We start from the raw sequence: 12,293 nt of genomic DNA, 5'->3' as shown, positions 1-12,293 counted from the left end.
CTACACCGTCAATGCGAAGTTGGGGTTGACGCCGTAGAGCGCCAACGCGGCGGCCAAAACGACAACCTGCACCGACACCAGCGAGAAGCGCATCGATCGGCCGACGGCCTCGCCCACGCCGACGGGCCCGCCGCCGGCGTTGTAGCCGTAGAAGCAGTGGGTGATCATCACGACGGCCGTGATGAGGATGGCCTCCACGAACGACCAGAACACGTCGTCGGGGCGCAGGAACGTCCGGAAGTAGTGCTCGTAGGTGCCGTGCGACTGGCCGTAGAGCACCGTCGTGGTGATCTGCGGGGACAGGAACGACATGATCATCGCCAGCGAGTAGAGCGGGATGATCACCACCAGCCCGGCCATGATGCGCGTGGTCGCCAGGAACGAAATCGACTTGATGCCCATCACTTCCAGCGCGTCGATCTCCTCGCTGATCCGCATGGCCCCTAACTCCGCGGTGGCGCCGGCGCCGACCGTGGCGGCCATCGAGATGCCGGTGACGACGGGCGCGGCGATGCGCACGTTGATGAGCGCGGCGAAGAAGCCGGTGAACGCCTCGACGCCGATGTTGCCCAGCGAGGCGAACCCCTGGATGGCGACCAGGGAGCTACCGGACAGGGTGACGAAGCCGACGATCGCGACGGTGCCGCCGACGACGGCCATCGCGCCGGTGCCCATGCCGATCTGGGCGATGAGCCGCAGCGTCTCCTTGCGGTAGTTGCGCAGCGCGTGCGGGACGTGCCCGAGGGCCACCACGCCGAACCAGGCCATCTGCCCGATGTCGTCGAGCCCGCGGCCGAGGGCGCCGCCGTAGCGGCTGAGATTCTCGACTAAGCGGGGATGGACGCCGCGCGTCACGGTGCCGATCGACATGTCAGCGCCCCGTTCCGAATCGCACACCGATGGTGGTCAGCACCACGTTGACCGCGTACAGCGCGACCACGCAGAGCACCACGGTTTCGTTCACGGCGGTGCCCAGGCCCTTGGAGCCGCCGCGCACGGTCAGGCCGCGGAAACAGCCGACCAGGCCGGCGATGAGCCCGAACATGGCGGCCTTGACCGTGGCGATGACCACCTCCGGCAGGCCCGTGATGGTGGTCAGGGTGGCGAGGTAGGCCCCGCCCGACACGTTCTGCAGGTACACCCCGAACAGGTAGCCGCCCACCAGCCCGACGGTGATCACCAGCCCGTTGAGCAGCGTGGCGACCAGCGTCGCGGCGATCACCCGGGGCACCACCAGGCGGTGGATCGGGTCGATGCCGAGCACCTCCATCGCGTCGATCTCCTCGCGGATGGTGCGGGCACCCAGGTCCGCGCAGATCGCGGTGGATCCGGCGCCGGCGACCACCAGCACCGTGGTCAGCGGCCCGAGCTGGGTGACCGCGCCGATGGCGGCGCCGGCACCGGACAGGTCCGCGGCGCCGAACTGGGCCAGCAGCACGTTGAGGGTGAAGATCAGCAGCACGGTCAGCGGGATCGAGACGAAGATGGTCGGCAGGAAAGCGACCCGCATGATGAACCAGCACTGCAGGACGAATTCGCGCCATTGGAAGGGCCAGCGGAACAGCGCCTTACCGGTCAGCACACACATCCGGAAGAACCCACCGATGAGCGTCAGCGGCGTCTCCAACTGGTCGCGCAGGTAGCCGACCAGGTGTGGACGATCCGTCGTCGAAGTCACCGGCTCCCCCTCACCTCGACCTCGTGTGCGCCGGGGGTCCGCAGCGAAACGAGTCGCACGCGCCGCCCCCTCTCCGTCCCGCGGTCGGCGGCACCCCCAGCTCGCCCCGACCATGTGTCTGTGACCATCGGCTCCCTACCCGCAAGTAGTAACGGAGACCACAGGAATGTACCCGATGGCCTCGAGCGTGTGAACTGCATCCGCACAATTAACCCTTCGTCAACAGCGGGCAAACGTTACAGCTTCCGTCAACCTTCCCCTCGCGTGGTCAAATCCCTTGCTGCGGAACCTCTTTCGCTCATATTGACGGCCCCGTAGCGAACCCGTAGCTCAGTCTTGAGCACCTTTCCGGCCGGATTGCGCGGCAGTGCATCGACGATCTCGAGCGCCTTCGGATGCTTGTACCGCGCGAGCCGCTCGGCCAGGAACTCTTGCAAGTCCTCCAGCAGCAGCTGCTCGCCGGTTACCGCAGCAACCGCGATCGGCACCTCGCCCCACTTCTCGTGAGCCTGGCCGATGACGGCGACTTCGACGATCTGGGGATGGCCGGCGAGAACGTTCTCGACCTCGGCGCAGTAGATGTTCTCACCGCCGGAGATGATCATGTCCTTCTTGCGATCCACCACCCAGACGTAGCCGTCCTCGTCCATCCGGACCAGGTCCCCGGAGTGGAACCAACCACCGGCGAAGGCCTCCGCGGTGGCCTGAGGGTTGTTCCAGTAGCCGCTCATCAATGTCGGTGCGCGGTAGACGATTTCGCCGACCTCTCCGACGGGGACGTCGTTCATGTTCTCGTCGACCACCCGCGCGCTGACCGTGGGGATCACCTTGCCCACCGAGCCGCGCTTCCGGATCGCGTCTTCGCCGAGCAGCATGCAGGTGACGGGCGACATCTCGGTCTGGCCGAAGGCGGCCAGTATCTGGGTCCCGGGGAACGTCGCCGACATCTCCCGCAGCAGCGAGTCCGTCGCCGGGGCAGCCCCCCATGACATGACCCGCAACCTCAGATCGCGGGGGCGCGCCCGCTGCTCCGCGCACACGGCCTGCCACTGCGCCGGAACCAGGAACAGTCCGGTGACCTTCTCCGCCGCCAGCACGTCGAGCAGCTGGCCCGGTTCGAACGCCCCCAGCGGGTAGATCACGGTCGGCACACCGAGCAACATCGACGTCAGCATGTTGCCGACGCCCGCGATGTGGAAGAACGGGACACCAACGAAACCGACGTCGCTATTTATATCGGCGCCCATGGTGTACAGGCCGGTCATCGTCTGGCCGGTCAGGTTGGCGTGGGTCAGCACCGCTCCCTTGGGCCGACCGGTGGTGCCCGAGGTGTACATAATCAGCGCGGGCGAATCGTTCGGGATATCGACCGGCCCATGCGTCTCGCCGGGCTCGTCGACGAGGTCTTCGTAGCCGAATACGCCGTCAGTGTCGTCGTTGCTCGAGCCGCCGGCGACCACGATGGTGTCGAGCATCGGCTGGATGTCGCGCACCCCGGTGGCCACCGGGGCGAGCACCGATTCGGTGATCAGCACCCGGGCCTCGCAGTCCTCGACCAGGAAGACGATCTCGGCCGAGGTGAGCCGGAAGTTGAGTGGGACCGCGATGGCGCCCAGCGAGTTGATGGCCAGGACCGACTCGACGAATTCGGGACGGTTGAGCATGAGGATCATGACCCGGTCGCCGAAGCCGACGCCCCGGCGACTCAGCGCATTGGCCAGCGCCGTGACCCGGTCGTGCAGTCCCTGCCAGGTGACCGTGTTGCCGAGGAACCGCAGCGCCGTCGCGGTCGGTTGCATCAGCGCGTGCCGCTCCAGTTGGTTGACCCAGTTCTGACGCCGGGCCAGGTACGGCTGCTCGGTGGCCTGCGTCAGATTGGCCAATTGCGCGGTCAACTGCTGTCTCCCCTTTACCTCAGGCACCGCTTGCGCCAGCTTGATATTTGATAAAACTTGGTGTTACGTGGGTCACATTATGGCTTTAGTGCCGCTCTGACAAGACCAGACAAGACCAGCCGCAAGACCCGCCCAGCCCGCGAAACCCCTGGCAGCCCGCGTGAACGCACCGATGTCGACCAAGCCGAGGACCCGGCGGCCGCTGCGCCGGGCGCAGCTTTCCGACGAGGTTGCGGCCCATCTGCGCGCGGCGATCATGTCCGGGACGTTGCGCCCGGGGACCTTCATCCGCCTCGACGAGACCGCGGCCGAGCTCGGGGTCAGCGTCACGCCGGTGCGCGAGGCACTGCTGAAGCTGCGCGGCGAGGGCATGGTGCAGCTGGAACCGCACCGCGGCCACGTCGTGCTGCCGCTGAGCCGGCAGGACATCGAGGACATCTTCTGGCTGCAGTCGACGATCGCCCAGCAGTTAGCCGCCGCGGCCACCGACCACATCACCGACGCCGAGATTGACGAGCTGGACCGCATCAACAAAGCCCTGGAGGCGGCCGTCGGCTCCAGCGAGCCCGCCACCATCGCGGGCATTGAGTTCGCGTTTCACCGCGTCTTCAACCAGGCCAGCGGCCGGATAAAGCTGTCCTGGTTCCTGCTCAACGCGGCGCGCTACATGCCGGCGGAGGTGTACGCGGCGGACCCGGAATGGGGCGCGGCCACCGTCGCCCACCACCGGGAGTTGATCGCGGCGCTGCGCCGACGCGACGCGGACGCCGTCATCGAGCACACCGTCTGGCAGTTCACCGACGCGGCGGCCCGGCTGACCGTGATGCTGAACCGGGCCGGAAGCTTCGACTGAGCTCAGCCCAGCTGCTCGGCGCGCTGCTTGAGGTTCTCGGCGAGATGGTCGAGCACGTTGCCGGCCATCGACTTCACCATCGGCGCGGGGACCGGCAGCGTCGTCTCCACGTCCATGTCCACCGTCAGCAGGCTCGCGGCCCCGGTTTCCACGACGCTGAACAGCTGCTCCTGCTTGGAGAACAGGTCGCCCTGCTGCAGGACGGTCTGGATCTGGTTTTCCCCCGGGTAATAGATCGCCTGGATGAACGTGGCCTGCATGCCTTGGTAGTCGGCGTCGAGCCGCACCTGGCTGGGCCGCCCGTCGTCGTAGCGGGCGAGCACCCACAGGCCCTTGATCTCCTCGTTCCACTCCGGGTACCGCTCGAAATCGGCGACGATGCCCATGATCGCCGCGGCGTTGGCACTGACCTCGACGGTCTTGCTCAAAACTGGCATGGCGCAAGCCTATCGGGCGACCGGCCGCGCTATTGATCCACGCTGGCCGTCGCCAGCAGCGAGCGGATGGCGTCGGGGATCGGCACCGGCTTGCGGCTGGTCCGATCGACATAGACGTGCACCCAGTGCCCCAGCGCGGTGATCGGTTGCGGTTCGCCGTCGTCGCCGCGGAACACGCCGAGCCGGTACGTGACGCTGCTGCGGCCGAGGCGCGTCACCGCGAGGCCCACGGTGAGGCCCTCCGGGAAATGCAGCTCGGAGAAGTAGCGGCAGCCCGACTCGGCGACGATGCCCAGCGCGGGGGTGGCGAGCGGGTCGATCCCGACGCTGGTGTTGATCCACGCGTTGATCGCGGTGTCGAACAGTTGGTAGTACACCGCGTTGTTGAGGTGGCCGAACATGTCGTTGTCGGCCCACCGGGTTCCCACCGGCCACAGCACCGGGAAGTCGGCGCTGGTGAGGTTCTCCGACGGAGTCGAGGTCATGGTCTACCAGTACCGCATGGCCTGCCGAAACAGGTCCCCCAGAACCGGTTTCGTCATCTCCCGCGGGGCGTTCTGCAGCAGGCGCTGCTGGGGATAGGCGCCCTCGGTCAGGGCGGTCGCGTCGTCTTCGGTGTAGCCGACGCCGGCCAGCCCGTTCGGCATGCCCACCGCGCGCATGATCCGGATGAGTTCGTCGGCGAGCACCTCGCCGGCGTCCTCGGCGCCGGCGCCCCGCGTCTCGGCCCCGAGCAGCCACGCCCCCTCCAGGTGCCGCTCCGGGTTCGCCTGCGCGGTGAAACGGAACGACGCCGGCGCGTTGAGGATGACGGCCATGCCGTGCGGCACCAGCGGCTCGTCGGGCGGGTAACCCGTGGGGCGGAAATCACGCACCAGCCCGGCCACCGCGTAGGCCATCCCGTGCGGCGCGTGGACGCCGGCGTTGCCGAACGCGATGCCCGCAAGCGTTGCGGCCCACATCATTTGCTCACGGGCCTCACTGTCGGAGGCGTCGCGCGTCGCGCGCCCCAGATACCGTCCCAGCAGGCGCAGCGCCTCGCGGCAACCCAGGTCGCTCCACGGATTGGCGCCCTGGCTCATCGGCCGCAGGCTGGGCCGATCGGGGGCGCGCCGCAACACGTAGGGCCGCGCGGTGTAGGACTCCAGGGCGTGCGACAGCACGTCGAGACCCGCGGAGGCGACGACCTCGGGGGGCAGGCTCGCGGTGCAGTCGGGGTCGACGAGGGCCTCGGTCGGGCGCAGCGCGTGAGAGGCGATCCCCGTCTTGGCCTTCAACGACACCAGGTCGAAGATCGCGATGCCGGTCACCTCGCTGCCGGTGCCGGCCGTGGTGGGGCAGGCGATGTGCGGCTTGAGCGGGCCGGGTATGGGCTTGCTCTCGCCGATCGGCGCATTGACATAGGTGAGGAAGTCGGCGGGATGGGTCGCGTAGAGGTTGGCGGCCTTGCAGGTGTCGATCACCGAGCCGCCGCCCAGCGACACGTAGCCGTCGGGGTTGCACTCCCGCGCGAAGCGGGCCGCGTCGGAAAAGGACGCGTCGGTGGGCTCGACGTGGACGTCGGCATAGGTGACGACGTCCAGCCCGGCCGCGACGAGCGAGTCGTGCGTCGTGGCGAAGATGGGCAGCCCGGCGACGCCGGCGTCGGTGAACAACGCCACCCGCCGCAGCCCGAGGGCGCGCGCCCTATCGCCCACCTCCGCGAGGCATCCGCGTCCGAAGGTCACCCGTGACGCGTCGACGGTGAAGGCGCCGTCGCAGTCCTCGGCAGCAATCGGGTAATCGCAGTACGGCATGCCGCCATTATCTCGGGTGCAGTGGCGCGACCGGTTCCGCCGTACTGGCGGGGAGCCGATGGCTTTCGATGTAGTCCCACCGGATTTGGTAGCCGAGCCCGGGTCCAGACGGCAGATCGACGAATCCGTCCGGGCCGAGCGGGTCGCAGGCCGCCTCGAGGTAGGGCGGTGCGGCGTCGTAGCGGGCCCCGGGCCCGAGCAGGCCGCGCTCGTAGTATTCGCAGACGTCTTCGCTGGTGGCGCCCAGGACCTGCAGGTTGCCGAAGCCGCTCATGTGCAGTTCGCAGCGCATGCCGACGGCCTCGCACATCCCGGCCAGCTTCATCACGCCGGTGATGCCGCCGCGCAACACGTCGATGCGGCTGATGTCGGACGCGTTGCGCAGGATCCAGTCCGCCCGGGTGTAGATGCCGCCCTCCGCGATCTCGGGTGAGCAGATCGGGATGTCGAGCGCGCCGGCCAGCTTCGCGTAGGACTCGACCCGGTACTCCGGCATCGGGTGCTCGTACCAGTAGAAGCCCAGCCGTTCGAGCTCCCGGCCGACGCGCAGCGCGTCCTCGTAGGTGTGATAGGTCCCCCACGGGTCGAACATCAACACCATCTCGTCGCCCACGGCCGCGCGAACCTCCCGGCACACCCGGATGTCCCAGTCCACATACGACGGCCGGGGCAGGGCGAACTCCCGCGTCGCGGGGTTCCAGTAGTGGTACGGGTGGATCTTGTAGGCGCGGTAACCCTGGCGGCGGCATTCGGCGGCGTGGGCGGCGTACTCGTCGGGCGATCCCAGGTTGTTGAAGCTGCTCGCGTAGGCCTTGACCCGGTCACGAGCGCCGCCCAGCAGCTTGCGCACCGGCAGGCCGGCGACCCGGCCCGCCAGATCCCACAGGGCGAGATCGATGACGCTGCAGACGTTTTCGGGAAGCTTGGCGGCCCACAGCTGCCGCCAGATCTCCGCCCGGTCGAACGGATCCTGGCCCGCGAGCAGGGGGCTCAGGAATTGGGCGATCAGCGCCTGGTCCCCGGGCAGCAGGCCATCCTGGTCGCCATGGAAATGGCCACCGAAGTAGTAGCCCTCGGCCCCCTCGTCGGTGAGCACCTTGGTCACCGTCTGGACCACGCGGTAGTCGGTGACCAACTGCCCGAACGAGATTCGATCGACGACCGTCTCGAACGGTATGACCTCCAAGCCGATGATCTTCATGGCAGCAGATTGTTCCGCCGAATCGGCAGTTCAAGTAGAGCCGAAGGTCCTCGCCAGCGCCTGGCCCTGCAGGGCGAACAACCGCTCGGAGTCCGACCACTCCGGCAGCAGCGAATCGAAGCCGTGACAGGTCCGCGGGAACACGTGCAGCTCGGCGGAGACCCCGGCACGCAACAGCGCCACCGCGTAGTCGACGGCTTCGTCGCGGAAGGGATCGATCTCCGCGCAGGTGATCAAAGCCGGTGGCAGACCGCGGAATTGGCCTCGACGGGCGGGCACCGCGGCCGACGGTCCGGCCGCCGGACCGAGGTAGTGACGCCACATCAGCTCCGCGGCCTCGCTGTCGAAGGCGGGGCTGGTGCAGAACTCGGCCTTGGACGCGGTTTCGCGATCGTCCAACACCGGCTGGTGCAGCAGCTGGAACACGACCGCGGGCAGCGACCCGTCGGCGGCGTCATGCGCCAGGCACGCCGCCAGGGTGGCCCCGGCGCTGCTGCCCCCGACCGCCAGGCGCGCCGGGTCCACCCCCAGCTCGGTCGCGGTGGCCGCCACCCAGCGCAGCACCGCGACCGCGTCGTCGAGCGCGGCCGGATAGGGGTGCTCCGGCGCCAGCCGGTAGTCGACGGACACCACCGTGCACTGGCCGCGCCGTGCCAGCTCGACGCACTGCCGGTGATCGGTGTCCAGGTTGCCCAGCGCGAAGCCGCCGGCGTGGCAGTAGATCATCGCCGGCGCCGGGTTCGCCTCGCCGCCACGGTAGATGCGCACCGGTACGCCACCGGATTCGGTCGCCACGACGTCGTCGGCGATCCGGACGCCCTGGGCGTCGGTGCGTTCGGCGACCTCCCGACGGCGCTGGTCGAACGGCTCGCGGAGGAGCCCGATCGACTGCGCCGAAAAGTCGGTTCGCGTCGTCGCGACGGCCTGCAAGGCCCGATCCAGCCGTTCGAAGCCGTCCAGACCGTAGGGTCCGGTCATTCGGCCGGGGCCTGGAAAGTGAAGTCGGCGGGCCTGAATCTGCGCGTCATTCCCCAGAAGCTACGCGCGCTGCGCGGCCACTGCGTCACCACCCGCCCGTTGGGGGCGCGGAAGTAGTTGCTGCACTGGGTGGTCCACACCGTGCCGACCATCCACCGGTCCACCTTGGCGACGAACGCCGCCAGCGCGGCGGGGCGCACCGCGACGTACGTCTTTCCCCGGCGCCGCATGTGTTTCAGTGCCCGCACGATGTAGCGGGCCTGGGCTTCGAGCATGAAGATCACGCTGTTCGAACCGACGTTGGTGTTCGGCCCGTACAGCATGAAGAAGTTCGGGAACCCGGGAACGGCCATCCCGAAATACGCGTGGGCCCCATCACGCCACACCTCGCGCAACGTCGTCCCGCCCTCGCCGGACACGTCCAGCTCGCCCAGGTAATCGGCCGCGGCGTAGCCGGTCGCGCACACGACGACGTCGACGTCGCGTTCGGTGCCGTCCTCGGTGACCAGGCTGCGCGCGCGCAGGCAGCGCGCCGGGCTGCTCAGCACCTCGACGTTGGGTCGGGTCAGCGTGGGCAGGTAGTCCGAGGAGAACACCAGCCGCTTGCAGCCCATCGGATGATCGGGCGTCAGCTTGCGGCGCAATTCCTCGTCGGCGACGGTCTTTTCGAGCAGGTCCAGCGCGATCGCCTTGAACTCCTCGGTCTTTTCGCTGCCGTGCTCGATCACCGATATGTTGGCTTCGCTGCGCAGCCACAGCCGGGTGCGGTACAGCTTCTTGGCGAACGGTATGTGGGCGAAAAGCCAGCGCTCCCGTTCGGTGTAGGGCCGGTCGGGCTTGGGCAGGATCCAGGTGGGTGACCGCTGCACCGAGTAAACCCGGTCGGCCACCTTGGCCAACTCCGGCAGCAGTTGCGAGGCCGTCGATCCGGTGCCCAGCACGGCGACCCGGGCGCCCTCGAGCGAGACCGAATGATCCCATCGGGAGGAGTGCATCAGCGTGCCGGTGAACGGCTCCTCCTCCGGCAGCTCCGGAAACAGGGGCCGGGTAAACAGCCCCACGGCGGACACCACCACGTTGAAGTGGTGCCGTTCGCCGGTCGCGGTGGTCAGACACCACCGCTGGTCGTCTTCCTCCCAACGCGCCGAGACGATTTCGGTGCGCAGCCGCAGGTGCGGGCGCAGGCCGTACTTGTCGGCGCACCGCTGGAAGTACTCCAGGATCTCGGGCTGCGCGGGCCACAGCCGCGAACAGTCCGAGTTCAGGTCGAACGAATAGGAGTACAGGTGCGACTTGACGTCGCACGCCAGCCCCGGATACGTGTTGATCAGCCAGGTGCCGCCGACGTCGTCCTCGCGGTCGAAGATGGTGAAGTCACCGAAGCCTGCTTGGGACAACAGGATTCCCAGGGCCATGCCGCCGGGCCCGGCACCGATGATGCCGACGGACAGGCTCATCGGATCTGCAGGCATTGCCCACCGTCGACGACCAGTTCGGCGCCGGTGATGAACGACGCCTCCTCGGACACCAGAAACGCGACCGCGTCGGCGATCTCGGTCGGTTGGCCGATCCGTCCGAACGCCGACGACGCGGCCAGCCGCAGCTGGGTGGCGTCGTCGAGCATCGGGGTCGCGATGGGGCCGGGGAACACCGCGTTGACCCGGATGCCGAACGGGGCCAGCTCGGCCGCGGCGTTTTGGGTCAGGCCGCGCAGCGCCCACTTGGCGGAGCCGTAGGCGCTGTGCCGCGGGAAGGGCCGGATCGCCCCGGTGCTGCAAATGTTGACGATGGACGCGTTAGGGGCGGCGCGCAGCTGCGGCAGCGTCGCCTGGATGCCGAGGAAGGCGCCGAAACAGTTCACGCGCCAGGAGTTTTCGAATCCCTCGGGTGTCTCGTCGGCCAACGAGGCGCGGTGCAGCGCGCCGGCGTTGTTGACCAGCGCGCTCAGCGATCCGAAGCGCTCGACGACCGTGTGGACGGCCGCCTCCCACTGCGCCGGCGAGGTGACGTCGAGCGGGATCCCGATCACCCCGTCGTCGCCCAATTTATCCACCGCGGCGGCCAATTCGTCGGCGCGACGATCGCAGGCGGCCACCGAATGGCCGGCCGAGCGCAGCCGCTTGACCGTGGCCCAGCCCTGCCCGCCGGCGGCGCCGGTCACCAGTGCGACGCGTTGACTCACGATGACGGCACCTCGGGGCTGTCGGACAGGCCACGGCTGGTGACGAATTGGCACCGCCGGCGCGAAAAGCGCCAGCGGCCGTCCACGCGGACCAGTTCGTCGTCGTAGAGGGCGGGCCGCAGCTGCAGGTCACCCGCGCGGACGAACAGCACCTGCGATCGGGCAGTGGCAGTGTCGCCATTCACGTCGATTCGCGAGACCCCGGTCAGGTGCAGCCCGCGTGGCGCGTCCTGAAACATTTCGCGGATCGCGTCATGACCCTCGAAAGACCTTCCGTAGACCAGGAATTGGGCGTTGGCGGTGAAGAGTTGCACGCATTCATCCCCATTGCCGGCGTCCAGCGCCAGCGCGTAGGCGGCAATGAGTTCGCGTATTGCGGTCTCGGTCACTGTTCGCGGGCCTCGCGCAGGTGTTCGGCCGCGCCACGCCGCAGGGCCTGCGACTCGGCTGTCAGCGTGATCATCCGGATGCCCAGCGCCGCCATGGCGCGGCCCGTCTTGCCGTCGCCCGCGTGGATGCCGGTGATCAGGCCCGCCTCGGTGGCGGCGCGATGGATCCGGCCTATGGCGTCGAGCAGCGCCGGATGTTTGGTCGCGCCAACAACGTCCACGCCCATCGACAGGGCCAGGTCGGCCGGCCCGATGTACAGCCCGGCCAGCCCCTCGACGGCGCAGATCTCGTCGAGGCCCGACAGCGCCGCCGCGGTCTCGATCATCGCGAACACGCTGACCCGGGACTCCAGCGTGGCCGGGTCGTGGCCCAGGCTGGCGCGCAGCGGGCCGAAGCTGCGGACGCCCGCCGGCGGGTAGCGGGTGGCGGCCACCGCGGCGGCGGCCTCGTCCGCCGACTCGATCATCGCGATGACGACGGCGTCGGCCCCGGCGTCGGCCACCCGCCCGATCGGCGCCGCGTCGGCGTTGGGCAGCCGCACCGCCGCGCCGATCGGCACGTGCTCGAGGCGCCGCAGCATGCCGGCGATGTCCGCGTCGTCGATGTAGCCGTGCTGGGCATCGAAACCGACGTAATCGTAACCGGCCCTGGCGAATTCCTCCGGGCCGAGCAGCGTGGGGCCGGTGATCCAGCCGCCCCAGATGGGGGATCGGTCGCCGTCGAAGACGCTCATTGGGCGATCGCGATCTTGATGCGCTCGGGCGCGGGCCGGCAGGCCAGGTCGAAGGCGCCCTGCACGTCGTGGACGTCTTCGACGCCGAAGGTGTGGGTGAGGTAGGTGCCGAGCAGCTCGGGATGCTCGTCGGCGAACTTGGCGGCGACG

At 68.7% G+C, this 12,293-nt stretch carries 13 protein-coding genes; 1 reads left to right on the top strand and 12 read right to left on the bottom strand.

The features are described 5' to 3' along the window. From A5712_RS15705 to fadD5, 3 genes are all read right to left on the bottom strand, one after another. Positions 1 to 870 carry an ABC transporter permease gene (locus A5712_RS15705; protein WP_068106858.1) on the bottom strand — a complete coding sequence of 290 codons (870 nt, stop codon included), beginning with the start codon at positions 868 to 870 and terminating at the stop codon, positions 1 to 3. Between the two features lies 1 nt (position 871). Then, the gene (locus tag A5712_RS15700; protein WP_067157750.1) at positions 872 to 1,678 is read right to left on the bottom strand and encodes an ABC transporter permease; all 807 of its coding nucleotides are present in this window, start codon (positions 1,676 to 1,678) and stop codon (positions 872 to 874) included. 248 nt (positions 1,679 to 1,926) lie between these two features. Next, complete coding sequence (gene fadD5 / locus A5712_RS15695) at positions 1,927 to 3,573, bottom strand: fatty-acid--CoA ligase FadD5 (protein WP_068106857.1); 1,647 nt, start codon at positions 3,571 to 3,573, stop codon at positions 1,927 to 1,929. Positions 3,574 to 3,745: 172 nt separating this feature from the next. Between fadD5 and A5712_RS15690 the strand changes: the two genes are divergently transcribed. Continuing rightward, positions 3,746 to 4,426, top strand: coding sequence for a GntR family transcriptional regulator (locus A5712_RS15690; protein ID WP_082973466.1), 681 nt, complete (start codon positions 3,746 to 3,748; stop codon positions 4,424 to 4,426). 2 nt (positions 4,427 to 4,428) lie between these two features. On the opposite strand, the gene A5712_RS15685 is transcribed toward A5712_RS15690, so the two are convergent. Genes A5712_RS15685 through A5712_RS15645 form a run of 9 tightly spaced genes read right to left on the bottom strand, consistent with a single transcriptional unit; the run spans position 4,429 to position 12,143 of the window. Continuing rightward, positions 4,429 to 4,863, bottom strand: a complete 435-nt coding sequence (locus A5712_RS15685; RefSeq protein WP_067157759.1) for an SRPBCC family protein — start codon at positions 4,861 to 4,863, stop codon at positions 4,429 to 4,431. Positions 4,864 to 4,892: 29 nt separating this feature from the next. Then, a complete protein-coding gene (locus tag A5712_RS15680) occupies positions 4,893 to 5,348 on the bottom strand; it encodes a thioesterase family protein (protein ID WP_068106853.1) in 456 nt (151 codons plus the stop codon). 3 nt (positions 5,349 to 5,351) lie between these two features. Next, entirely contained in the window at positions 5,352 to 6,659 is a 1,308-nt protein-coding gene (locus A5712_RS15675; RefSeq protein WP_068106851.1) for a hydroxyacid-oxoacid transhydrogenase, read from the bottom strand. A 7-nt stretch (positions 6,660 to 6,666) separates the two neighbouring features. Continuing rightward, a complete protein-coding gene (locus tag A5712_RS15670; protein WP_068106849.1) occupies positions 6,667 to 7,860 on the bottom strand; it encodes an enolase C-terminal domain-like protein in 1,194 nt (397 codons plus the stop codon). A 30-nt stretch (positions 7,861 to 7,890) separates the two neighbouring features. Continuing rightward, positions 7,891 to 8,838, bottom strand: a complete 948-nt coding sequence (locus tag A5712_RS15665; protein WP_068106847.1) for an alpha/beta hydrolase — start codon at positions 8,836 to 8,838, stop codon at positions 7,891 to 7,893. Next, positions 8,835 to 10,310, bottom strand: a complete 1,476-nt coding sequence (locus tag A5712_RS15660; protein WP_068106844.1) for an NAD(P)/FAD-dependent oxidoreductase — start codon at positions 10,308 to 10,310, stop codon at positions 8,835 to 8,837. Before A5712_RS15660 ends, A5712_RS15665 begins: the two co-directional genes overlap by 4 nt. Beyond that, entirely contained in the window at positions 10,292 to 11,020 is a 729-nt protein-coding gene (locus tag A5712_RS15655; RefSeq protein WP_068106842.1) for an SDR family NAD(P)-dependent oxidoreductase, read from the bottom strand. Before A5712_RS15655 ends, A5712_RS15660 begins: the two co-directional genes overlap by 19 nt. After that, the gene (locus A5712_RS15650) at positions 11,017 to 11,409 is read right to left on the bottom strand and encodes a nuclear transport factor 2 family protein (protein ID WP_068106841.1); all 393 of its coding nucleotides are present in this window, start codon (positions 11,407 to 11,409) and stop codon (positions 11,017 to 11,019) included. The genes A5712_RS15655 and A5712_RS15650 overlap by 4 nt, the downstream gene beginning before the upstream one ends. Continuing rightward, positions 11,406 to 12,143: an HpcH/HpaI aldolase/citrate lyase family protein gene (locus tag A5712_RS15645; RefSeq protein ID WP_068106839.1), complete on the bottom strand. Its 738-nt coding sequence runs from the start codon at positions 12,141 to 12,143 to the stop codon at positions 11,406 to 11,408. The genes A5712_RS15650 and A5712_RS15645 overlap by 4 nt, the downstream gene beginning before the upstream one ends. Positions 12,144 to 12,293: the final 150 nt, after the last annotated feature.

It is taken from the genome of Mycobacterium sp. E2327, from assembly GCF_001672675.1.
Lineage (GTDB): Bacteria > Actinomycetota > Actinomycetes > Mycobacteriales > Mycobacteriaceae > Mycobacterium.
Note: the sequence above shows the minus strand (reverse complement) of the source record. Positions and strands in the feature narration are given on the sequence as shown.

Excerpts from the sequence above, each read along its gene's own strand:
- A5712_RS15705 (WP_068106858.1), bottom strand. The coding sequence starts at position 870 with ATGTCGATCGGCACCGTGACGCGCGGCGTCCATCCCCGCTTAGTCGAG.
- A5712_RS15690 (WP_082973466.1), top strand. The coding sequence starts at position 3,746 with ATGTCGACCAAGCCGAGGACCCGGCGGCCGCTGCGCCGGGCGCAGCTT.
- A5712_RS15685 (WP_067157759.1), bottom strand. The coding sequence starts at position 4,863 with ATGCCAGTTTTGAGCAAGACCGTCGAGGTCAGTGCCAACGCCGCGGCG.
- A5712_RS15680 (WP_068106853.1), bottom strand. The coding sequence starts at position 5,348 with ATGACCTCGACTCCGTCGGAGAACCTCACCAGCGCCGACTTCCCGGTG.
- A5712_RS15675 (WP_068106851.1), bottom strand. The coding sequence starts at position 6,659 with ATGCCGTACTGCGATTACCCGATTGCTGCCGAGGACTGCGACGGCGCC.
- A5712_RS15670 (WP_068106849.1), bottom strand. The coding sequence starts at position 7,860 with ATGAAGATCATCGGCTTGGAGGTCATACCGTTCGAGACGGTCGTCGAT.
- A5712_RS15665 (WP_068106847.1), bottom strand. The coding sequence starts at position 8,838 with ATGACCGGACCCTACGGTCTGGACGGCTTCGAACGGCTGGATCGGGCC.
- A5712_RS15660 (WP_068106844.1), bottom strand. The coding sequence starts at position 10,310 with ATGCCTGCAGATCCGATGAGCCTGTCCGTCGGCATCATCGGTGCCGGG.
- A5712_RS15645 (WP_068106839.1), bottom strand. The coding sequence starts at position 12,143 with ATGAGCGTCTTCGACGGCGACCGATCCCCCATCTGGGGCGGCTGGATC.